Annotated in this window: 18 protein-coding genes; 6 read left to right on the top strand and 12 right to left on the bottom strand. The window is 61.0% G+C overall.

Annotation, left to right across the window (positions count from 1 at the left end; genetic code table 11):
• Positions 1-11: 11 nt before the first annotated feature.
• Together BMY45_RS07670 and BMY45_RS07665 are read right to left on the bottom strand one after the other, a co-directional pair.
• A complete protein-coding gene (locus tag BMY45_RS07670) occupies positions 12-485 on the bottom strand; it encodes a carboxymuconolactone decarboxylase family protein (protein WP_092396259.1) in 474 nt (157 codons plus the stop codon).
• A 273-nt stretch (positions 486-758) separates the two neighbouring features.
• Entirely contained in the window at positions 759-1,925 is a 1,167-nt protein-coding gene (locus tag BMY45_RS07665) for an MFS transporter (RefSeq protein WP_092396257.1), read from the bottom strand.
• A 94-nt stretch (positions 1,926-2,019) separates the two neighbouring features.
• Between BMY45_RS07665 and BMY45_RS07660 the strand changes: the two genes are divergently transcribed.
• Positions 2,020-2,913 (top strand): LysR family transcriptional regulator, encoded by an 894-nt coding sequence (locus BMY45_RS07660; RefSeq protein WP_092396255.1) that lies wholly within the window; start codon positions 2,020-2,022, stop codon positions 2,911-2,913.
• Here the strand turns inward: BMY45_RS07660 and BMY45_RS07655 are convergent, their stop codons facing one another.
• The 7 genes from BMY45_RS07655 to BMY45_RS07625 form a co-directional block, all read right to left on the bottom strand.
• Positions 2,914-3,210, bottom strand: a complete 297-nt coding sequence (locus BMY45_RS07655) for an antibiotic biosynthesis monooxygenase family protein (protein ID WP_092396253.1) — start codon at positions 3,208-3,210, stop codon at positions 2,914-2,916. It lies immediately after the preceding gene.
• A 37-nt stretch (positions 3,211-3,247) separates the two neighbouring features.
• The gene (locus BMY45_RS07650) at positions 3,248-4,222 is read right to left on the bottom strand and encodes a zinc-dependent alcohol dehydrogenase family protein (protein WP_092396251.1); all 975 of its coding nucleotides are present in this window, start codon (positions 4,220-4,222) and stop codon (positions 3,248-3,250) included.
• A 62-nt stretch (positions 4,223-4,284) separates the two neighbouring features.
• Positions 4,285-4,587, bottom strand: coding sequence for an ArsR/SmtB family transcription factor (locus tag BMY45_RS07645; protein WP_092396249.1), 303 nt, complete (start codon positions 4,585-4,587; stop codon positions 4,285-4,287).
• A 224-nt stretch (positions 4,588-4,811) separates the two neighbouring features.
• Positions 4,812-7,211 (bottom strand): TonB-dependent receptor, encoded by a 2,400-nt coding sequence (locus BMY45_RS07640; RefSeq protein ID WP_092396247.1) that lies wholly within the window; start codon positions 7,209-7,211, stop codon positions 4,812-4,814.
• 131 nt (positions 7,212-7,342) lie between these two features.
• Complete coding sequence (locus tag BMY45_RS07635; protein ID WP_092396245.1) at positions 7,343-8,269, bottom strand: FecR family protein; 927 nt, start codon at positions 8,267-8,269, stop codon at positions 7,343-7,345.
• Positions 8,266-8,772 (bottom strand): RNA polymerase sigma factor, encoded by a 507-nt coding sequence (locus BMY45_RS07630; protein ID WP_092396243.1) that lies wholly within the window; start codon positions 8,770-8,772, stop codon positions 8,266-8,268. The genes BMY45_RS07635 and BMY45_RS07630 overlap by 4 nt, the downstream gene beginning before the upstream one ends.
• Positions 8,773-8,856: 84 nt before the next feature.
• Positions 8,857-9,633: an SDR family oxidoreductase gene (locus tag BMY45_RS07625; protein WP_092396241.1), complete on the bottom strand. Its 777-nt coding sequence runs from the start codon at positions 9,631-9,633 to the stop codon at positions 8,857-8,859.
• 159 nt (positions 9,634-9,792) lie between these two features.
• Here BMY45_RS07625 and BMY45_RS07620 point away from each other — a divergent pair, with 159 nt between their 5' ends.
• Positions 9,793-10,710 carry a LysR family transcriptional regulator gene (locus BMY45_RS07620; protein WP_092396239.1) on the top strand — a complete coding sequence of 306 codons (918 nt, stop codon included), beginning with the start codon at positions 9,793-9,795 and terminating at the stop codon, positions 10,708-10,710.
• Between the two features lie 23 nt (positions 10,711-10,733).
• Here the strand turns inward: BMY45_RS07620 and BMY45_RS07615 are convergent, their stop codons facing one another.
• The gene (locus BMY45_RS07615; protein ID WP_092396237.1) at positions 10,734-12,173 is read right to left on the bottom strand and encodes an HD domain-containing phosphohydrolase; all 1,440 of its coding nucleotides are present in this window, start codon (positions 12,171-12,173) and stop codon (positions 10,734-10,736) included.
• A gap of 88 nt (positions 12,174-12,261) precedes the next feature.
• Here BMY45_RS07615 and BMY45_RS07610 point away from each other — a divergent pair, with 88 nt between their 5' ends.
• Entirely contained in the window at positions 12,262-13,035 is a 774-nt protein-coding gene (locus tag BMY45_RS07610) for an alpha/beta hydrolase (protein ID WP_092396235.1), read from the top strand.
• A 65-nt stretch (positions 13,036-13,100) separates the two neighbouring features.
• Complete coding sequence (locus tag BMY45_RS07605) at positions 13,101-14,678, top strand: GMC family oxidoreductase (RefSeq protein WP_177193316.1); 1,578 nt, start codon at positions 13,101-13,103, stop codon at positions 14,676-14,678.
• A gap of 1 nt (position 14,679) precedes the next feature.
• Here the strand turns inward: BMY45_RS07605 and BMY45_RS07600 are convergent, their stop codons facing one another.
• Positions 14,680-15,705, bottom strand: a complete 1,026-nt coding sequence (locus tag BMY45_RS07600; RefSeq protein ID WP_256573631.1) for an AraC family transcriptional regulator — start codon at positions 15,703-15,705, stop codon at positions 14,680-14,682.
• 64 nt (positions 15,706-15,769) lie between these two features.
• On the opposite strand from BMY45_RS07600, the gene BMY45_RS07595 reads away from it, so the two are divergent.
• A complete protein-coding gene (locus tag BMY45_RS07595) occupies positions 15,770-17,008 on the top strand; it encodes an MFS transporter (protein WP_092396231.1) in 1,239 nt (412 codons plus the stop codon).
• A gap of 199 nt (positions 17,009-17,207) precedes the next feature.
• Positions 17,208-18,017: an isocitrate lyase/PEP mutase family protein gene (locus tag BMY45_RS07590; RefSeq protein WP_092396229.1), complete on the top strand. Its 810-nt coding sequence runs from the start codon at positions 17,208-17,210 to the stop codon at positions 18,015-18,017.
• A 354-nt stretch (positions 18,018-18,371) separates the two neighbouring features.
• Here BMY45_RS07590 and BMY45_RS07585 read toward each other — a convergent pair whose 3' ends face one another.
• Positions 18,372-21,569 carry a hypothetical protein gene (locus tag BMY45_RS07585; protein ID WP_092396227.1) on the bottom strand — a complete coding sequence of 1,066 codons (3,198 nt, stop codon included), beginning with the start codon at positions 21,567-21,569 and terminating at the stop codon, positions 18,372-18,374.
• Positions 21,570-21,582: the final 13 nt, after the last annotated feature.

Raw genomic sequence — 21,582 nt, 5'->3', positions numbered from 1 at the left:
ACCCGTCCAGCTCACTCAGGAGATGCGGCAACCATTTTGATGCCTCGTTTGGCAAACACTTCCCGCGCTGCGCTGATGCCATTCAACGCGCTTGGAAAACCAGCATACACCGCCATCTGGATGATGATTTCAACGATTTCCTCAGGTTTGCAACCCACATTCAGCGCCCCTTCTATATGCACTTTGAGCTGAGGTTGCGCATTCCCCAATGCGGTGAGGGCCGCGATGGTTGCCAGCTCGCGTGTGCACAGAGCAACACCAGGTCTGGAAAACACATCACCATAGGCGAAATCGACTATCCATTCACCCAGCTCGGGCGAGATATCGCTAAGCGATTTGACCACGTTGTTGCCGGCGGTCCCGGTGATTCTTTCCAGGGTTTCGGCCCCTTTCACTCGTCGACTATCCGGTTCAGCTGCCGACGCCGGAATTGCGATTGCTGAAAGCACGAGCCCGGTTACAGCGCTCAGTTTTTTTAATGTCATGACCTGTCTCCTTGTTTAAGCCGCGCAACGGACCTGGCCGTTTTGGCGGTGCAACAAGGAGGCTATTGGTTAGAGCGCGCTCTAAGTCAAGCGCCAGTTGCTTTCAGCTAAAGGGGCCCGCAGCTAAAGGGGGACAAGCCTGTTTTCTGTACGCCCCCCCCTGCTTCTGGCCGTTTCGCAGATTGGGGGGAGCATGTTGAGCATTTGCGAATGGCTGCGATGGGCGCTAGCCGTCACTGATCAATGGTCACTCACAGCCCCCGCACTTCATCGTCACACCACCGCAGTTGCAATCGTTCTGGAACGCCAGGCAAAAGCCAACACCATCAACAGCCCCAGACCCGCCATTGCCGCTCCAGCCAGGGAAATCGCCGGATAACCCAGCCCGGCATTGATCACCGCTCCGCCCAGCGCCGCACCAATGGCGTTGCCGAGGTTGAAGGCGCCGATGTTCACCGCCGAGGCCAGATTGGGCGCGTCCTTGGCGGCTTCCATGACGCGCATTTGTAGCGGCGGCACCAGGGCGAAGCTGGCAATACCCCATATCAGGATGGCAACGGCGGCCGGCAGCGGCCAACGCATCAGTACGGTGAACGCCAGCAAGACGAGAATCAGCACGCTCAGCGAAACGATCAGGGTGCGATCTATCGAGCGGTCGGCGGCCTTGCCGCCCCACATGTTGCCCAGCGTCAACCCCACACCGAACAGCACCAGCATGGCGGTAATGTAGGCGGTGGACGCATGGGTCTCACTGCTGAGGATCGGCGCAATGTAGGTGAAGACGGTAAACATGGCACCCGAACCGACTACGGTCAGGGCCAATGCCCCCAGCACCGGTCCACGACCCAGCACCCGAATTTCGGCCAGTACACCGACGCCTTTCGGCGCCTGCAGGTTGGGCAGGGCGAACCACAACGCGATCATGGTCGCCACGCCGAGGCCGGTAATACCCCAGAATGCCGTGCGCCAGCCGAACAGTTCGCCAAACCAGGTGGCCAGCGGCACACCGCCGATGGTCGCCAGGGTCAGGCCCATGAACATGGCTGCAACCGCCCCGGCACGTTTCTCTGGGGCGACCACGCTGGCGGCGACGATGGAGCCAACGCCAAAGAATGCACCGTGGTTCAGCGAGGTCACTACCCGGGCGACCATGAGGCTGTAGTAATCGGTGGCCAAGGCTGACATCAGATTACCCAGGGTGAAAATCGCCATGAGTCCGATCAGCAGGTAGCGCCGGGGAATCCTGCCGGTGGTCAGGGTCATCAGTGGCGCGCCGAGCAGTACGCCCAGGGCGTAGGCACTGACCAACAAACCGGCGGCAGGGATGGAAACGCCGAGATCCGCAGCGATGCCCGGCAACATGCCCATGGGGGCGAACTCGGTAACGCCGATGCCAAAGGCACCTATGGCGAGTGCGACAAGTGGTGGATTGATACGCATGGAAGGCTCCTTATCTATGCCGCCAATGCTACGATCCGGTCTTTTCAGGCGGTAGATAGTATTTTTGGCAATCACCTTTGCGTAAGAGGCATAAATGGATTTCAACGGCAGGTCGGGTGAAATGAGTGTGTTCGCCACCGTGGCGCAGGAAGGCAGCCTGTCCGCCGCCGCGCGTGCATTGGGGCTGACACCCTCGGCGGTCAGTCGGATCATCGCGCGTACCGAACAACGTCTTGGCACTCGCCTGTTGTTGCGCACCACCCGAGCGATCACCTTCACCGCCGAGGGCGAGGCTTTCCTGCGCGGCGCCCGGCGTATCCTGGCCGACATGGACGAGGTCGAAGAAGCCATCGCCGACCAGGGCGTGCCCAGGGGCCGTTTGCGGGTGAGCGCCGCCCTCGGCCATGGGCGGCAGACCATCGTTCCCTTGGTGGCAGCATTCAGCGCCCGCTACCCGAACATCGTCGTCGACCTCACCCTCGGCGACGAAGTGGTCGACATTCTCGGCGGCCAGGCCGACGTGGCGGTACGCTTTGGCCATTTGCCCGACAGCCCGCTGACCGCACGAAGGATCGGCGACACCGGCCAGGTCGTGGTGGCATCACCCGAGTATCTGCAGCGCCACGGCATCCCCCAGGAACCGGAAGACCTGCTACGGCACAACTGCCTGCGCTTCAACTTCCGGCGTGCCGAACCCAACTGGCCGTTCATCCGCGACGCCAGGGAGTTTTCCCTGAAGGTCAGCGGCAACATCGAATGCAGCAGTGGTGAAGCATTGGCACAACTCGCGCGAGTAGGTGCCGGCATTGCGCGTATCGGCGAATTCACCGTGAGCGAGGATCTGCAACGCGGTGACCTGATACCGCTGCTGGAAGCCTGGAACCCAGGCGACCGAGAACCCATCCATGCGGTGTTCGCAGGGGGTTCGGCAATGCCGGCGCGGGTGCGGTTGTTCGTGGACTTCTTGCTGGAACATCACCGGATGTAGTCAGTTCGCAAAGCTGCCCCCCTCGATGTGATAGACCGTCGGTTCTTCCGAAAAATATTCCTCTAAACCTGCCATGAACACCTGATGGTCTTCACTCGCTTCGAAGCCCTTGTGGTCCTCGAGCGAGCGCCAGCGCACGATAAGGTTGAGTACCTGGGGCGTTTCGATGCCTTGCGCAAGCATGTGGCCGCCGTAACCCGTTGCGCGTTTGAGCAACGGTTCGACATCGGCAAATGCACGTTTGAAACGTTCAATGCGTTCTTTGTGAACGGGGAGCAAAGCGATTTCATAGATCATGACGTCCTCCAAAAAAGACTTAAACGGTTAAGGACTGTTACGGGATGAGCGATGGCTCGATTGCAATCGCAATTTTCCCTTGAAGGCCGTTGTTGGGGCTCTCCAGTCGAGCGTGGGCAAGCCCAATATCGGCCAGCGAATAGACCGCGCCAACGTGCGGGCGCAGTTGACCGCGCTCTACCAATGCGCTCAGCTCATCCAGTTTGCCGCGGTTTTGTCGGGTAAAAACGAAGTGATAACTGGCGTTCTTGCCCCAGGCTTGAACAAGGTTTTGCGGCTTTGCAATGTCCACAATCGAGACCACGCGACCGAGTTGGGCGAGCACGTCGGGGCTACGCGTCAGGGTGTCGCCGCCGATGGTGTCGAACACCACATCCACGCCGTGGCCGTCGGTTTCCCGCAGGATGGCGTCGACGTAATCCTCCTTTTCGTAGTCGATGAGCACATCGGCACCCATGCGGCGTGCGAACTCAAAGTTTGCTTCGCGCACGGTCGTGAAGACCCGCGCTCCAATGGCTTTTGCCACCTGGATCGCGACATGCCCTACGCCTCCCGCGCCGCCGTGGATCAGAATGCTCTCCCCCACTCTGAGCGCCGCTCGCACGGTCAGTGCTTCCCACACCGTCCCGCCAACCAGGGTCAGACTGGCTGCCTCAAGGTGGCTCAGTGATTTCGGCTTACGCCCGATGATGCCTTCAGCCGCAACGTGGTACTCGGCATAACTGCCCGGGCCGTCGAAAATTTGCGGGGTGTACCAGACTTCGTCTCCTGGAGCGAAGCTCGTCACACCCGGCCCGACTTCTTCGACAACGCCCGATACGTCGTGGCCGGTAATGGCTGGCAGTGGCACCAGGTCGGCATAGTCGCCACGTCGAACCTGATAATCCAACGGGTTGATAGAGGTGGCGTGTACACGCACCAAGACCTGTCCCGCACCCGGCACGGGCTTGGGCACGTCGCTGAGTTCGAACGACTCCGGGCCGCCAAATGATTTCAGTATCATCGCTTTCATGGTAAATCCTCGCATCGACAAAAAGGGATATCGAGATATTTCGATATCTTACGGTAAAAAAATTACAGATCTTTCCCTATGATCTCGGCCAGCGCACTGATGGTCGCTTCATTGCGCTTGTAGTAGGTCCACTGACCGATGCGCCTGACTTCAACCAGGCCCACTCGTTGCAACGTAGCAAGATAACCGGACACCGTAGACTGCGACAGCCCGATGCCTTCTTGAATACTACTGACGCAGACGCCGACCGTGAGAACGTCACCTTCATCCTGTGGAGGGAAGTTCTTTGCCGGATCCTTCAAACCTTTCAGGATTGCAAGACGCGTAGGGTTTGAGAGTGCTTTGAATATTTCGATCAGTTCCATGCGCCTAGAATATCGAGATTTACCGATATGTCAATACAAGAAATTAAAGTCATTTTGCGATCTGAATTGCCAACGGTTTCGTCGGCCAGACCGAGTGGCGGGTTCTGGCGCCATCGCAGCATCGACGACAGAGGCCGCGAATGCAGCCTCTCAGAGCATCTGGTGAGATCGCCTTTAGCGTGTTCACACGGCTTGCAACGGCGCCCTCTTTATCCTGGGTAACTTCAGAAATCTACGGTGGCCGACACTTTTAGTGTGCGCGGCGCACCTTGGGTCAGATAGCCACCGTTGGCAGAGGCCCAGTAATTCTCGTCGGCGACGTTCTCCAGCATCGCGTTGAAGGTCAGCGCGCGGCCCTCCAGTTGCGTCCGATAGCGCGCGCCAAGGTCGACACGGGTCCAGGCGGGGATGCTGTATTCGTTGGCGCTGTCAACGAACTGACCGCCGGTGCGCAGTAGCAGGCCGTTCAGGCTCACTCCGGGCAAGCCGGGCACATCCCAGTCGGCGCCCAGATTGAACTGGAATTTCGGCACACCCACCGCCTGGTTGCCATCGTCGCGACCGCCGGTGGTGCCGCTAAGTTCGGCTTTGGTCCAGGTGGCACCACTCAGCAGGCGCAGGCCGTCCAGCGGCTCGCCGAACAGGCTCAGCTCTACACCGCGATTGCGCTGCTCGGCATCCACCCGGTAGTAGCCATCGCCGCCGAGCACGCCCTGCGGCTGCTCGATGCGGAACAGGCTGAGGCTGCCACCGAAGGTGCCCCAATCAAGCTTGGCGCCCACCTCGGTCTGTTTGGAGCGATAGGGCGCGAACATCTCGCCGTTGTTGAGCGCGGCGACCGGCGCGGTCGGCCCCTGCTGCAGAGACTCGACGCGGTTGGCATAGAGCGACAGGAACTCGGTGGGCTTGATCACAAGGCCATAGGCCGGCGTGGTGATACTTTCTTGATAGTTCGCGGTGCGGGCACCGCTGGCCGCGCTCCAGGCATCGGAGCTGATGGACTGGCGACGCACGCCCAGGGTCAACAGCACGCGGTCGTCGAGCAAGCCCAGGGTGTCGGACAGCGCCAGACTGCGGTTCTGCACCTTGGCGGTGGTGTCCGGGTCGTGAATATCGCCGGAGACGCTGGTGGCCGGCGGCTCGGCGATGGGCTGGCCCTGATACAGATTGCCGAAGCCGCGACTGCCCGCCGCGGTGGACTCGAACGCGTTGCGCTTTTCCTGCCAGATGCCGTTGGCGGCCAGGTTGAGGCGGTGGCTGACCGGCCCGGTGGTGAGTTCACCGCGCAGCCCCGTGACGGCGCTCAGGGTCTCCTGGTCCAGCGGTGAATAGAGGCGGCCGATGCGTGCGTCGCCGTTCGCGCCGTAGACGTAGTTGGAGGCGTAGACACCGTTCTCCCGCGTGTATTTGCCGCCTGCGCTCAGGTAGGCGGTCCACGTGGGCGAAAGGTCGTACTCGGCGCTGAACATGCCATAGGTGTCTTCGAGCTGCGACCAGCTCCACGGTTGTGCGTAGTTGTGGTCGGAGTCGGGTGCCGACGGCGTCTTGCCGTTGAGTGTGCTGGTCGGCCCCGTCGTGGTCAGATAGACCACCGAGCGCCCCTCATTGACCCGTTGCTTCTGGTAACCGAGGTCCGCAGACAGTCGTAGACGGTCGTCGCGGTAGTCTAGGCCGAGGGTGGCCAGACTGAAGCGCGAGTGCTCATCGTCCACCGCGGTCTCGCCCTCGCGCTGGGCCAGGTTCACCCGCACGCCGAAGCGGTTGTCCTCGCCGAAGCGCTGGCCCAGGTCGAGGTGCCCCCCCACTCGGCTGTCGCTGGCATAGTCCAGGGTGGCGCTGCGCGTGGGGGTGTCTTCGGCACGCTTGGAGACCACGTTGATCGCCCCGCCGACACCGCTGCCCGACGGCGATACGCCATTGACAAAGGCGTTGGCCCCCTTGAACACCTCGACCCGCTCGACCGACTCGGTGGAGATGATCTGTCTCGGCAGAATGCCGTACAGCCCGTTGAAGGCAATATCGTCGCTGAACAGTTGGAACCCGCGCACGACGAACACCTGGGAGAAGTTGCCGAAGCCGAACGACTGACGCACGCCCGGATCGCTGGCCAGCACATCGGCCAGGGTCTGCGCCTGGCGCTTCTCAATCAGCTCGGAGGTGTAGCTGGAGAAGGCGAAGGGCACATCTTGCATGTCCTGATTGCCCAGCACGCCGATGCGGGCACCTCGCGCCGCCTCCCCACCGGCGTACTCGGCCGGCAGGTCGACACGGCCTTCGGCGAGCCCGCTGATGGTGGTCGAGCCCAGCTCCAACACGCCCTGTTCGGGCAGCGGCACCAGAGTGAAGGTGCCGTCGTCGCCGGTCTGGAATGTCAGGCCACTGCCCTCCAACAACCGCTGCAGGCCGTCGACCACCGAATAGTCGCCCTTGAGCGCCTGCGCCACGCCGCTGCCACGGGTCAGGCCGGCGTCATAGAGCAGACGCACGTCGGCCTGCTCGGCGAAATCGACGAGCGCCGCGTCAAGCCGCTGGGCGGGCACGTCGAGCTCGACGGCTTGCGCCTGTGCGGCAGCCATGGCCAGGGGGAGAACGGCTAGCGCCGCAAGGAAGGGGGTCGACCGCATGCTGATGTCCTTGGCTGTCAATACGAAGAAGTCGCATTTGCAGGAACAGAAGACGAAGGCGCCGATGATTTCTGAACCATCGCCGCTTAAATATTTTCTGTTTTCTTGAAGACCCAGGTGCGGTGCGAGTCTCAGCGGCGTGACGCAACCAGAATCAATCCCGGCAGACGCACCAGACGCACAGGCAAAGTGGTTTCGACAGCACTTAACACCGCCTGTGGATCGTCAAGGGCGAACACGCCGGTCACCTGTAGCCTGCGAGCGGCTTCGTCGACAAACAGCACGCGTGCAGACTGGCTGCGTTCGAGCTCGGCAAACACTTGCTCCAGTGGCCGGTCGCGGAATATCAGCTTGCCGCGCTGCCAGCCCAAGCGCTGGCGCGCATCCAAAGCCTGCGGCGCCTGCAGCTCCCCGCCGCGCCACTGCACCTGCTGCCCGCCGACCACCGGCAGCGGTTCATGCCCCTCGCTGGAGGCCAACACTCGGCCCTCGCTGACCGCGAGGTCGACACCGCCCTCCTCCAGACGCACATCAAAGCGCGTGCCGGTGACGCGTATGCGCGCCTCGCCGGCACTGACAATGAACGGCCGAGCCGGGTCATGGGCTACCTGGAAATCCGCCTCGCCGCGGTACAGCCTCACCTCGCGGCGACCGTCGACAAACTGCCAGTCCAGCGCCGAATCACCGTTGAGGGTCAACAGCGAACCATCTGCCAGACGCAACTCGCGCACCTCGCCCGGCTGGGTGCTGATATCGGCATACAGGCCAATCCAGGTGCCGCGCGGTAGCCACAGGGCAAGCAACAGCATCGCGGCGCAGGCCAGCGGAGGCGCCCAACGTCGATGGCGCCGCATCACGCGCACCTGAGGCTGCTCGGCCGGACGTTCTATCTGGCCGAGCAACGACCACAGCCCTTCCACCTCACGCAATGCTTGCTCGTGCTCGGGCGCCGCCTGGCGCCAGGCCTGCGCGGCATCGCGATCGGCAGCGGTGGCGCGGCCAGAATGCAGCAGCACCTGCCATTGCCGGGCCTGATCGAGAAGCGAAGGATGAGTCACGGCTGCGGGTCCATCTGCTGCTGGCAGTGTTCGAGGGCCTTCAGGATATAGCGTCCGGCCATGCTTTCCGAGACCCCCAGGCGTTCGCCGATCTCACGCTGGGTCAGCCCGTCCAGGCGATTCCACAACAACGCCTGACGCAGATGCGGTGGCAAACCCTGGACTGCGCGCTGCAGTAGCTCCAGGCGCTGGGCGTCGCTTGCCGCTCGCTCCGGACCCGGCTGGGCACTGACCAATTCGATGGATATCTCCTCCTCGACAGGGCGCGACTTTTGCTGACGGCGGTAGTCAATGATCAGGTTGCGCGCGATGCGGTAGAGGAAAGCGCGGAGATTGCCGATCTCCTTCCCGGACTCGCGCCGGCGAAAGCGCAACCACGTCTCCTGGCGCAGATCGGCCGCCAGTTCTGCACACTTCACCTGCCGTGTGAGAAAGCGCAGCAGCTCGCTCGAATGGCTCTCGAACTCGCCGTCAGCAGAATGAGGATCGGGTGGCCAGGACACGCAAAACGACTCAAGCGAGGAGGAATCGCGAGAGTATATCAAATGATAATGACTTTCAATTAGTGCGACGCCTGCAATATTTCGCTAAACCGTTGGCACTGTTCCGCCGTCGATCACAAACTCACTTCCCGTGATAGATGCCGCTCGCGGCGAAGCCAGGAAGCCGATCAGGTCAGCAACTTCAGAAGGCGTCGATGGGCGGCCGAGCGGGATACCTCCGAGTGCTTTCATGATGATCTCTTTACCACCTTGATAGTCAGTACCGGCCTCCTGCGCGAGTCGCTCGGCTAATGCCACCGACGCTTCGGTTTCAACCCAGCCCGGCGAAACCCGAACCACGCGGATGCCTCCGGGCGAAACCTCTTTCGATAAACTTTTACTGTACGTCGACAGCGCGGCCTTGGCCGCCGCGTAAGCGGTTGTAGCTTCCGGCAGTGGCAGCCGACTCTGGATGGAGGTGACGTGGATGACGACCCCTTCCTTGCGCTCCAGCATACTCGGGAGCAAGGCGCGATCGAGACGCACCGCCGGCAACAGGTTCAGGCTGAGCTCTCGTTGCCACTGTTCCTCATCCAGCGCAGCAAAACCGCCGCCGGGTGCCGACGAACCACCCAGGACGTGGATCATTATGTCCACGCCACCCAACCGCTGCTGGATCGCGGCGATCAGCACGTCACAACCTTCCCGGGTGGAAAGATCAGCCGCAATCAGAAGAGCGCCCGGCATTTCCACGTCCACCTGTCTGGCCGAGGTAATGACCTTCGCGCCCTCGGCCAGTAACAACTCGACGACAGCCTTGCCGATGCCTTTGGTGCCTCCGGTGACGAGGACCCGCTTGCCAGTCAAACCTAGATTCAGCATGGCGTGCTGACCGCAAAGTACGTCTGCACGACGTCGGGAAGCTGAAGGTTCATTCGCTAATCTCCTGGATGGATTTCCTGAAGCAATCTTGCTGCCTGACGGATAGTTTGTTCAACTGGGACAAACCTTTATGACCAATCCCGAAAATCAGGATAATCCATGCCACAAGATCGTTTAGGCCTCAATGAGCTGGACGCTGTTATGGCGGTCGCACGCAGGGGTTCGTTTCGGCAAGCCGCTATCGAGCTCGACGTCTCCACCACCGCGTTGAGCAACACCATTGCCCAACTGGAAGCCCGCCTCGAGTCGCGGCTGTTCAATCGCACGACCCGTAGCGTGGCCATCACTGAAGCGGGCAGGATATTTCTGGAGCAGGTGGGGCCAGCCTTGCAGGATTTGCGTGCGGCACTCGATGCCGTGCGATCGCATAACGCCGGGCCCTCGGGCACGCTGCGTATCAATGCGTTCGCCAGCGCTGCCCGATCGGCACTCCTGCCCCTGGTGATGGAGTTCCTGCAGCAGCATCCGAAAGTACACATCGACCTCGTCACCGAAGGCCGTCTGGTGGATATCGTGGCTGACGGCTTCGATTTCGGCGTGCGCTCAGCAAGCCTCGTTCCGAACGACGCGATTGTGATCCCGCTCGGTCAGCCGCAACGCTACGCGGTGGTCGGCTCGCCGGCGTACTTCGAAAAACATGGCAAACCGCGAACGCCAGCCGAGCTGCTCCAGCATCGATGCATCCGCGTTCGACTACCCAATGGGGCGATTTTCCCGTGGCATTTCGAGCGGGACGGGGAAGTGACGCGTCTCGATGTGAACGGGCCGCTTACGCTGGATGAATCCAGCGTGGTCAAGGTGGTGGTGCAGGAAGGCATGGGGCTCGGCTTTTTCATGGAGCAGGACGTTCAAGACGAAATCCGCGCCGGTCAGTTCGTGCGGATTCTCGAAGACTGGACACCACCCAGAGACAAGCTGTGCCTGTACTACCCGAACCGCCGCAACCCCAGCGCGGCAGCCAAGGCATTCATCGACCTGGCACGCGCCAGTCAAGCCGATCAGGATGGGCTCGCCTGATTCAGGCTTAACCCAGGCCTGGCTCAGGCAATCAATCCCAGTGTCAGCCCCTTCAAGGTAGCGGCTGCCCGGGTCGAGCATTCCAGTTTGCGAAAGATGCTTTCCATGTGCGTGCGCACCGTGCTCGGACTGATGTCCAGCAGCCGCGCCACCTGCTTGTTGCTGGCGCCACGGCTGATTTCCAGCAGGATGCGGCACTCGCGAGTCGTGAGCAACGAAGCCTTCGGTTGCCGCATTCGACGCTCGCCACCTGCGGCGGCAATGACTGCGTCGCAAACATCGTTGTCGAACAAGCCATTGCCAGCATCCTGTTTGAGCAGCCTGGCGGCATCCGCTTCGCCGTGGGCCGATCGCCATGGCCTGGCTTCCCTTAGCGCGACCCAGGCTACCGAGGCGGCGAACAGGCGATGCTCGGCACACAGCGCATCACCCGCCACGCCTCGAAAATAGCCACTGCCATTGAGCCGCTCATAGGCATGGGCTGCAATCGTTGCGGGCACGGCCAGTTCAGTGATAGGCCTAAGCGCCTGTTGCGTCCAGTAAGGGACAAGGCGCACCCGCTCCGCAGCGCCATATGGCAGCGTCCCTGCGGTATTCCAAAGGTGGTTCGAAACGGCTGCCCGGCCGAGACCGTAGATGAGCGCGGACTTGCCAATGTCTGTCAAGGTGGGTTCACGCAGCCCCCACAGGCGTGCAGCTTCCACGGCGACATGCGCCACCTGCCGCGAATGCCCTGCCAACCACGGGAGCTTCAAGTCGATGATGTCTCCCACCAACGTCAGTGAGACGCAACGTTGCTCATGCCCGTGCTCAACGGTTTTCGAAAGCGTTTCCAGATCCGCCAGCCAGTCCTTTGCGTTGCCCAGAAGCAACGATACTAGCGACGCTGGATAGCGCCGATCCGACTGCTCCCCGATCCAGCGTAGCGCCGCGTCCAGGCCGTGTGCACGACTGAGAATATCCAGATCACCCGCAAGCACTACCTGATAGGCGACCTCCGGAATGTGCTCATGGGTCAGGCCCAGCGGCCGGCCAGTGCCGTCGTAGGTTTCGAACACGCGACACAAGCCCGCCTCGACGGCGGCACCGAGCTGGAGAGTTTTGGCGATGGCTCCAGACACCTCACAGTGCACGACGGCAAGCGGGGTGGCCTGATGCACCGCGTTCATTTGCTCATTGCCCAGCGTCAGATCGAGCATCGCGCGGCGGCCATCGACGTCGTCGCCCAGCAGATCCGCAAAGCCTTCGGCATTGGCGGTGCAACCGGACCAGCGCAGCAAGGCAACCTGTTCCGCTACCCTCAGGTGCTCACCGTCGCCGTGCTGGGCCTGCGCCAGCCTCCGCGCCAGTGCGGCAACGCGCCGGGAATGACCGAGGGGTTGTCCCATGCTGAGGTCACCAACCTGGGCGATCGTCGCCAGTGCCCCATCCAGGGAGATGTCCAGTTGCAACGCACTATCCATGAAAAATATCCCGGGGTCGGATAATTGACCGATGCCCACATCGCAGGCCAGTCCGCAGAATTTGAACTCCCGAACAGGAGCTCATCCAATGAAAACATTCAAATCGAAAATCGCTACCGTCGCCTTTGCCCTGGCCGGTGCCTTCATCGCAAGCGCCAGTCACGCGCAGGATACAACGCCCTCCGTGGTGATCGTACACGGCGCGTTCGCCGACGGCTCCGATTGGGCCAAAGTGGTGCCGCTGCTCCAAGCCCAAGGGGTGGCCGTTACGGTTGTGCAGAACCCGCTCACCTCGCTTGCCGACGATGTTGCCGCGACGCGCCGCACGTTGAACAACCAGCAGGGCAAGGTGGTTCTCGTCGGGCACTCTTGGGGCGGCACCGTGATTACCGAAGCCGGTAGCGATCCGAAGGTCAGCGCGCTGGTGTATGTCGCCGCCTTCGCGCCAGAGGCCGGGCAAACCAGCGGCGAACAAGGTAAAGGCGCCCCCACGCCCCCTGGCATCAGTCAGATCAAGGCCGACGGCAACGGTTTCCTCTATTTGACGCCAGAAGGCATGGCCAAGGACTTCGCCCAGGATCTCCCGGCAGCGCAGACCGCCGTCATGACCGCCACGCAAGGTCCCATCAAGGCATCTGCCTTCGAAGATAAAACGACCGTGTCGGCCTGGAAGACCAAACCGTCCTGGTATCTGCTCGCCACAGAAGACCGGATGATCCACCCCGACGTCCAGCGCTCTGCCGCCAAGCGTATCGGTGCCACCCTTGCAGAGGTGCACACCAGCCATGTTCCCCAGCAGTCAAAGCCGGCCGAGGTCGCCTCAGTGATCCTTAAGGCAGTGCACAGCGTTGGCGAGCAGTGATCGCAGGGAAACACCGCCACTGGTCACCGCAAACTCAATCGCTGCATCGATACGGAGCGTCCTGCATGAATCATCTGCGTGATCAACACTATGACTTCATTGTGTGTGGTGCAGGTACGGCGGGCTGCGTGGTCGCTGCCCGTCTTGCCGACCATAAAAGCGCACGCGTCTTGCTGATTGAGGCTGGCGAGGGGTACTCGGGCCCCGAGGTTACCGAACCGGCGCAATGGCCGATGAACCTCGGTTCAAAGCGCGACTGGGCATTCGAGGGGCAACCCAATCCACACCTCAATGGTCGACGGCTATCCCTGAACATGGGTAAGGGCCTCGGCGGTGGCTCCAGCATCAATGTGATGGTCTGGTCGCGCGGGCACCGTTCCGATTGGGACCATTTCGCTGCCGAGTCCGGCGACCCGGCCTGGGGCTACGATTCGGTACTCGATTACTACCGCAGGATCGAGAACTGGCAAGGCAGCCCTGATGCCACGCGGCGTGGTTCAGGTGGCCCCGTGCATGTCGAACAGCCGGCCACGCCTCAACCCCTCGCGTGGGCCACGTTGGAGGCGGCCAGCCGGTTGGGTATCCCCCGATTCGACAGTCCCAATGGCGCGATGATGGAAGGCCCGGGCGGGGTCGCTATTACCGACCTGCGCATTAACCAGGGCAAGCGCGAATCCGTTTACGACTCCTACATCCGGCCACGGTTGCACTATCCGAACTTGACGGTTCTGCCAGAGGCATTGGTGACTCGCGTATTGCTTGTCGGTACACGAGCTATCGGTGTCGAAGTGGTGATCGCAGGCGAACGTCAGTGCTTCTATGCCGCAGCCGAGGTCATCCTGTCCATGGGCGCGGTGCAAACACCCAAGGTGCTCATGCAATCGGGAATCGGCCCGGAAGATGAACTGCGACACCACGGCATCGCCCCGATCAATCACCTTCCTGGCGTAGGCGAGAACCTTCAGGATCACCTCGCCTTTGGCTGCACATGGGAGTACCTGCAACCCCAGGCAGTCGGTGGCAGCGGGTGCGAAACCACCTTGTATTGGAAAAGCGACAGTCGCCTGGATGTCCCGGACCTGTTGCAGTGTCAGCTGGCGTTTGCGGTACCCTCTCCGCCCGAAGTCGCGATTGAGCCGCCACAGCATGGCTGGACGATGTTCGCAGGGCTGGCCAGGCCTGCCAGTCGAGGACGCTTGCGCCTGTCGGGTGCCGGGCCACTGGATGCCCCACTGATTGAGCCGAACTCGCTGAGCGCGCCCGAGGATATGACTGCGGCGTATGCGTCGATCGACCTGTGCAGGGCGCTCGGTAACAGCGACGCCTTCAACGGGCTGGTCAAACGCGAAGTTGTGCCCGGGCCGAAAGAACATCGCGCTATGGAGCAGTTCATCCGCCGCTCTGCCGTGACTTACTGGCACCAGTCCTGCACCGCGAAAATGGGCCGAGATACGATGTCGGTGGTCGACCATCAACTGCGCGTATATGGCATCGATAAACTGCGCATCGCTGATGCTTCCATCATGCCGCGAATTACCGTTGGCAACACGATGGCGCCGTGTGTCGTCATCGGCGAACGAGCAGCCGATCTTGTCCTCGCTGCGCAGGGTGGGACAGCTGCGGCTACAGCGCTGCACCGGTAATTCATAAGAAAACTGATTGCACAGGCTCACTGCTTCGACGTGTCTGTCTACTCGCCCCTGGCGGCTGGCCAATGATGCGCTTGAATGCACGGCTGAACGCCGCTTGTGAGGTATAGCCCAAGCGTTGTGCGACGGCATCGATCGACAGGTTGTCCTGCGTCAGCCATTGGCTTGCAATCCGCATCCGCAACTCGGTGGCGTATCGCAAGGGAGGCACGCCAATGGTGGCTTGGAACCGCTGCGCGAACACAGAGCGTGACACGTGAGATTCGGCTGCCAGTTCGGCAACCGTCCACTCGCGCCCGGGTTGGCGATGCAGGGCGAGGATAGAACGCGCCAGGCGGGGATCTCGCAGCGCCGCCATGAGACCTTGCGCGCTTTCAGAGCCACACTCGACCCAACCCCGTACGAATAAGGATGCAGCGACCTCCGCAAGCCGAGCCATGATCCCGGCATATCCTATACGTCCGGCGCAGATCTCATATTTGATTGAATCGAGTATCGACCCCAACCCTGGATAACTCTGACCACCGGTGTCCGCCACCATGACATTCGGCATCAGCTTGCCTAACGCCCGCATGCCCCCAAGATCGAACTCCATGCAGCCATAGAACAGGATCGCACTTGGCGTAGAAAGTGTGCTGGGACAGGTGTTCACACCACTGACGGCCTCGCCTAAAGGGGCTGCATCAAGTTGGTCGACATTCTGAACGGTGGCATCCAGCGCTGATAGCAATTGGTGCCCATGACCTTGCGGCACCAATACCGCGTCACCTGCCGAGAGATGATGTATCGCGCCATCTCCCGTACGCAGGATGGCCGTACCCACCGCCAGATAATGAAAGTAGGCATGCGCCGATCTGTGTTCAAAACCCAAGCCAAAGCTCGGCCCCGTTTGAACGCGGCGGTACTGAACACCGCGCAGCCGCATACCCGTTAACAGTTCGCTAATCAGTTCAGAAGACAGCGCAAATTGTCCTGACTCAGTCATATTAGGCGTTTTGATCAAAACAATAGGGGTTTGCATCATAGATCATCCTGACACTCAACTCTAGACTGCCGATCACGATCACTTCCCAAGGATTCTTGAGATGAGTAGCAATGTGCTTGATGCTGCACCTGGCAGCGCTGCTGGAGTAGAGCCGGCAACCCCGGCCTGGACGGCGGTTTTCTCTCTGGCCATGGGTGTCTTTGGCCTACTGACGGCTGAATACCTTCCGGCGAGTCTGCTAACGCCGATGGCCTCGGACTTGAGCGTGTCCGAAGCGATGGCCGGTCAGGCCGTGACCGTCACCGCCGTGGTTGCGTTGTTTGCTGGACTCTTGGTGCCAGGGCTTACCCGCAAGCTTGACCGCCGTACCGTCTTGCTGGGTTTCTCCTTGCTGATGATTGCATCCAACTTGCTCGTTGCCATGTCATCGAATCTGACGGTCCTGTTGTTGATGCGAGTGCTTCTTGGCATTGCGCTGGGTGGGTTCTGGAGCATGGCGGCTGCCGTGGCCATGCGCCTGGTACCGGCAAAATGGGTGCCACGCGCGCTGTCCATCATCTTCAGCGGCATCGCCGTTGGAACCGTGGTCTCCGTTCCGCTGGGCAGCTACTTGGGCGGCCTGTTCGGCTGGCGCAGCGCCTTTTATGCGGCAGCGGCGGTCGGCGTGCTGACGTTGCTCTTCCAGTGGTTCACGCTACCCAGCATGGCGCCTCGGAAAATGGCACGCACAGCATCCGTGCTGGAATTGCTCCGGCGCCCTGGCATTGCCATTGGCATGGTCGGATGCGTGCTCGCACACACAGGTCAATACGCACTTTTCACCTACATCCGTCCCGCACTTGAAAGCGTCGTGCACATCGACATCGATGGCCTGGCTTTAATGCTATTGGGCTTCGGCGCCGCCAATTTCGTCGGCACACTCGTGGCGGGTTGGCTGATGGAACGTAGCTTGCGCCTGACATTGATCCTTATGCCTGCCTTGGTAGCCGTGGCCGCGTTTGCCATGATCTCGCTGCCTCTCCAGGAGCCGGGGCTGGCACTCGTAGTCGCGCTATGGGGCCTGGCTTTCGGCGGGGTACCGGTTGCCTGGTCAAATTGGGTGGCACGCACGGTTCCGGATCAAGCCGAAACCGCAGGCGGGATGGTCGTCGCCGCGGTGCAATCGTCAATCGCCGCGGGAGCTGCACTCGGTGGGTTGGTCTTCGGCTTTGGCGGTGTAGAGGGAGTCTTCATCATCGCGGGCGCAGTGATGCTGCTGGCGGCGCTGATGATTGCTCTTCGTGTTCGGGTGGAATTGCCGAAGCAGGGTGACGCGTTAGATCAGGCTGTACATATCTGAACAGACCGACCAGACCAGTTTGGTTCAGGGTGGCTCCGGCCTTCTGGAGATCTTTGCGGTATTGAACGCAGTGATTTATGGTCAGAGTTGGAACCGAAGCCTGGCAACAGCGTACCCGATCGAAACATTATATGACCGACACCTTTGGACGCCGCCCCTTGCCATCAAAAACATAACCCTCAAAAGGAATTGAATTGTCATGACCGCACTGGATAACGCATTTCACAATCTGCATCAGAACGGACTACTGGTCTTGGCCAATGTGGCCGATGCGGGCGGTGCGCGTATCGTCGAACGTTTGGGCGGCAAGGCGGTAGCGACCAGCAGCGCGGCCATGGCCTGGTCCCATGGTTATCAGGATGGCAACAAGCTGCCTCTCGACCTGCTGAACACCACCGTCAAGTCGATGGCACGGGTGCTCAGCGTACCGCTCACGGTGGACATCGAAGGCGGCTACTCGGATGACTTGGAGCAGGTCGGCCAGGTGATCAACGCCGTCCTTGACGCCGGGGCGGTCGGGATCAACATCGAAGACGGCGTGGGCTCTCCAGAGTTACTGGTTCGCAAGATTGACGTCGCGAGAAAAGTGGCGAACCAGGCGGGCGTAAAACTGTTCATCAACGTACGGACCGACGTCTACCTGAAAAACCTGTTCCCTGCCGACCAACGCCTAGAGGAACTCCTCAAACGCGCCGCACTGTATGCCAGCGCCGGGGCGGATGGTCTGTTTGCCGCTGGCGTGGTCGATTCGAACGACATTGCCACCGTCTGCCGGGACACCAAACTGCCAGTCAACCTGCTGTCCCGGGACGGACTGCCCTCCCCCGACGAATTGAAGCGTCTGGGCGTTAGACGACTCAGTGCGGGCTCCAGCATCGCCGAGTTTCTGTACGGTGCCATGGGAGCATTGGTTCGCAGCTTCTTGGACAACGGCCAACTCGACACCCACGCCTTGAAAGCCCATACATACGGCGAATTGAATGCCTTGATGGCGGTGAAGACCGAGTAATGCCTGATCCCGGACGAGACCAAGCGCCACGTTGAACAGAAGGTGTTTAGTTCTGAAACAGGTTGACTCCAGTTTCAGGAATTGCCTGTCGGGAGATTGAAGCGCGGTGCTCCTCTCCAGGAACATAAGATCGTAATTTTACCGATCGATGACACAACACCAATATGTCTGGAACGAGGTTCATAGCCGCTTCAGACTCGGAACAGCAATACGTTCGGGTACGGGTTACCCAGAAGCGGGTCGATGCTGGCTTCTGCCTTACTTCAACCTGGATGAACTCCCTGTGCAGACTATTGAACGCGCCCCAAGCGGCCACGCAGGACGTAGCCGTTCCTGCGCCTAGGCCGATATCGTTTACACCGGTGGCGCCGGCGGCATCCAGTGGCTGATCGATGGCTCGGGCCTGCCGTCCGCGCCGTGGATCAGCTCGTAGTTGAGGGCATATACGTTCCGGTCCAGGCTCACCGTGAGCTTGCCGGCTGCAACGCCTTGCGTTGACACCAGGAGGTCACCCTTAGGTGTGTAGATATCCATGTAGTAGTGGTCCGGCGAGCTGCCGTCGCCAGTATAGGAAAGCACATAGACATACCCCTTGGCCTCCACGTCCAGATCGAGGTACGTCGACTGGTCGCGGGTTTTTATCGTCAGCGGCAGCATCGACGAAGTCTTGTTCTGGAAGTACTTGACCGGATTACCGTGGATGTCGAACGCCTGCACCCGTGCGTTATCGGATTCGAGCACCATCACCACCCCATCCAGGCCAATCGCGATCGCCACCGGCCCCGACACCAGCCCCTCCCGCAAGCCCGCGCCGGAAAACAAGCAGGCGTCGGGGGCCTCCCCCTCCGCGACAGGGACGCTCGACAGCTCGCATCGGAGCAGTTTGCTTCGCCCGGTGCTGATGGCAAACACGTAACCTTGCGGATGCAGGACGAAATCGTCCAGCGGGACATCCGCCGGGAACCGACCATAGCTCTGTCCCGTCCCGGAGTGGAGGGGAGCGCATTTCGATCCGTTGTCGTAGCTCAGCTCCACCTTGCGAAGATGAACGTACGACGGCGCGTCATAGTCGCTGCTGGTTGCAACTGGGTAGCTGTCGAGGAAGAAGTTGCGCGCGGAGCCGTCCGACCGGCTCATCAGGTCGTAGCAAATACCTGATTTACTGCTATAGCCGACGTCGAGCGGCTGGTAAGCCTGCTCCGGTGGCACGAGAAGCGACACGTTCTGCAGCGTGTACATGGGGTCGATGGACCGCGGGTTGGTCGAGATGTTCTCCGGAATGTTCAGGTTGGAGGCCTGCCAGCTGTAGCCGATCGACGCCGGCCCCTGCGCCAGGGTGATGCTCGTCAGACTAATGAGGTCCGAGCTTGACGTACCGAGCGTAACCGTTGGGGGCGGCGCTGCCTTGTCCCACACGTGCGCACCGCCTTGGTAGACCAGCTTCTCCACGTGCTCGTAGACCGAGCTCGTAGTGAGCGGAGGCAGATTGTTTTTGATCTCGAGGCTCGGAATCTCAAGCGTACTGCCGTTCGTGCCCAGCGCAGGCGTCCAGTCGGTGGACCCCTTCCCCGCGACCCATCCATTGTCGGCATAAAAGATCGCGGTCACCTTCAGCTTCCCCCCACCCGGGACACCCTTGAAGCTGATCTGAATGGGAGTGGTGTCCGTCCCCTTTGGCAGCGCAAACTCCTTGGAAGGCACCGTCACTTGGCTGTCGTACGTCACGGTAACCACGTAGTGCGTCGCCTGCATCGGAAAATAATGGTACTGCGAGTCCGGGACGAGTTTTATATCCAGATCGATCGTCCTCGTCACCGTCGACGTGTAAATCGGCGGCGCCTCGAACACCTCGACCGTCGTCTGACTGAGCTGCGCGAAGGTGACAACCGCGTTGGTCGCCTCCAGGGCGATGTCCACGAACGGGATTGCCTCCTCCAGAGCCCCTTGCGCGATCAACTCCAGCAACACCGTCTTCAAGCCCGTCTTCCATAGCAAGGGGGCGATGATGTTGGCCAGCTTGAGGAGGACCTCCTTGATTCCGCCCGTCAATGCATAGTCGAGGATCGCGGCGTCGATCGTCGCCAGGACGGCCAGAATGCCGACGTACACCTTGTTATCCTTCAGGAGGTTGGTGACGAACTCGGTCTTCATGAGGGCCGCGCCCACGGCGAGGGCGATAACCGGAATCGCATACTCGAAGGTTGCCGTCATGAAGATGCCGAGCAGGCAGATGTGCCTGTCGGTGTGCCCCGGGCCGAAAACGCCGAGCCCCGCTAGATGGATGTTCACCGCACTGGCCGTATCAGGTACCGGGAACGTCAGCGTCATGTCCGTGACGTCGATGGGGATGCCAGCGATCTCATCAATGGGCCCGACCCGGTCGAGGTATTTCGAAGTGGCGGTGCCGTTGAACATGCTCGGGATCGAAGCCGCCGGCCATGAATCCGGCGGCGCGACGGGGGTGCCGCTGGCATCCAGAAACTCGATGTAGGCCCCCAGGTGCCTGAGCCACTGGTTCTCCACCGTCACGGACATGTTGTTCCCTTCGCATGTCACGCTGGCGGGGTCGACCACGACGCCCTTGCCCGGAGTGAGGTTCTTCAATTGCCACTGAGCGTTCTGGTCTCGCTGCTGGGCGCGCGACTCCACGGCTTTGGAGCCCGCCGTCCCCTGGTATTCGCTCGATACGACGCCATCGAGCACTTTCCACAGCGCGCCGCGCAGGTACTCGTCCTGCCTCGAGAGCTGGATCGCCAGGGGCAAGGTGCTCGTCATGGCCATATTCACGCCCTCTTCGAGCTTGGCCGTATAGATGGGCTTTTTGTTGTCGTCGTATACCTTGTCGTTGTTCCAGTCGAGGAGGAGCACCTTTTTTTGCCATCCATCGCCTACGTCGTTGATCGCGTCCACCAGGGTGCCACTATCGTTCTGGATCGCGGCTGTTATGCAGTTCTCCTTGATGTATGCAGGGATGGCACCGCCTTTATCTCCACTCAGGTTCAGGAGGCTCGGATGGTGGAAAAGTATAGCGACCGCTATCTCCATGGGGTCGTTGTAATCGTCCACGTGATCCGGGAAATCGGAGTCCAGGACCAGGGGCTTGAGATCGTCCGACGTGATGCCGTATCTCGCGAGCTTGTAGTGAGCCGAGGCGAACACATCCTTGCCGCGTTTCTTCATCTCTTCGCGCGCGGCGGCTCTGCCGGCCTTGGGGACGTGCAAGTGCATGGCGATGGTGTTGCCAGGCGCCCCGTTACCCGTCCCGGTGGACACGGTGATCAGTGCCGGGCGGTTCGAGGGAACGGGGAGGTCCTCGATGTAATGAGTGACGTGTTCCTGCGGGAGCAGTTTCAAGAACGGCGTGTTCTGGCTCGCGCGTGCGAGGGTCTGCGGCGTATGACGCTTGAGCCGATACTTCCTCAAGTTCGCGTGCAGAAGCACGTCGTCCGGGTTCTTGCAATGCTTCAGGTTGAAGTGCAGCGTGCGTGTCTCGGTCGGTCCGGGCAGCTTGTTCGAACGCTGGTTGGTCACCCCATCATTCCGTTGATTCATCGCTCTCTTCCTG

Source organism: Pseudomonas sp. NFACC39-1 (assembly GCF_900110355.1).
GTDB lineage: Bacteria > Pseudomonadota > Gammaproteobacteria > Pseudomonadales > Pseudomonadaceae > Aquipseudomonas > Aquipseudomonas tehranensis.
This window is presented reverse-complemented; position numbering and strand designations above follow the sequence as displayed.

Bases quoted from the DNA above. Each gene is read 5' to 3' on its own strand.
- BMY45_RS07670 (WP_092396259.1), bottom strand. From the start codon at position 485: ATGACATTAAAAAAACTGAGCGCTGTAACCGGGCTCGTGCTTTCAGCA.
- BMY45_RS07665 (WP_092396257.1), bottom strand. From the start codon at position 1,925: ATGCGTATCAATCCACCACTTGTCGCACTCGCCATAGGTGCCTTTGGC.
- BMY45_RS07660 (WP_092396255.1), top strand. From the start codon at position 2,020: ATGGATTTCAACGGCAGGTCGGGTGAAATGAGTGTGTTCGCCACCGTG.
- BMY45_RS07655 (WP_092396253.1), bottom strand. From the start codon at position 3,210: ATGATCTATGAAATCGCTTTGCTCCCCGTTCACAAAGAACGCATTGAA.
- BMY45_RS07650 (WP_092396251.1), bottom strand. From the start codon at position 4,222: ATGAAAGCGATGATACTGAAATCATTTGGCGGCCCGGAGTCGTTCGAA.
- BMY45_RS07645 (WP_092396249.1), bottom strand. From the start codon at position 4,587: ATGGAACTGATCGAAATATTCAAAGCACTCTCAAACCCTACGCGTCTT.
- BMY45_RS07640 (WP_092396247.1), bottom strand. From the start codon at position 7,211: ATGCGGTCGACCCCCTTCCTTGCGGCGCTAGCCGTTCTCCCCCTGGCC.
- BMY45_RS07625 (WP_092396241.1), bottom strand. From the start codon at position 9,633: ATGCTGAATCTAGGTTTGACTGGCAAGCGGGTCCTCGTCACCGGAGGC.
- BMY45_RS07620 (WP_092396239.1), top strand. From the start codon at position 9,793: ATGCCACAAGATCGTTTAGGCCTCAATGAGCTGGACGCTGTTATGGCG.
- BMY45_RS07615 (WP_092396237.1), bottom strand. From the start codon at position 12,173: ATGGATAGTGCGTTGCAACTGGACATCTCCCTGGATGGGGCACTGGCG.
- BMY45_RS07610 (WP_092396235.1), top strand. From the start codon at position 12,262: ATGAAAACATTCAAATCGAAAATCGCTACCGTCGCCTTTGCCCTGGCC.
- BMY45_RS07605 (WP_177193316.1), top strand. From the start codon at position 13,101: ATGAATCATCTGCGTGATCAACACTATGACTTCATTGTGTGTGGTGCA.
- BMY45_RS07600 (WP_256573631.1), bottom strand. From the start codon at position 15,705: ATGCAAACCCCTATTGTTTTGATCAAAACGCCTAATATGACTGAGTCA.
- BMY45_RS07595 (WP_092396231.1), top strand. From the start codon at position 15,770: ATGAGTAGCAATGTGCTTGATGCTGCACCTGGCAGCGCTGCTGGAGTA.
- BMY45_RS07590 (WP_092396229.1), top strand. From the start codon at position 17,208: ATGACCGCACTGGATAACGCATTTCACAATCTGCATCAGAACGGACTA.
- BMY45_RS07585 (WP_092396227.1), bottom strand. From the start codon at position 21,569: ATGAATCAACGGAATGATGGGGTGACCAACCAGCGTTCGAACAAGCTG.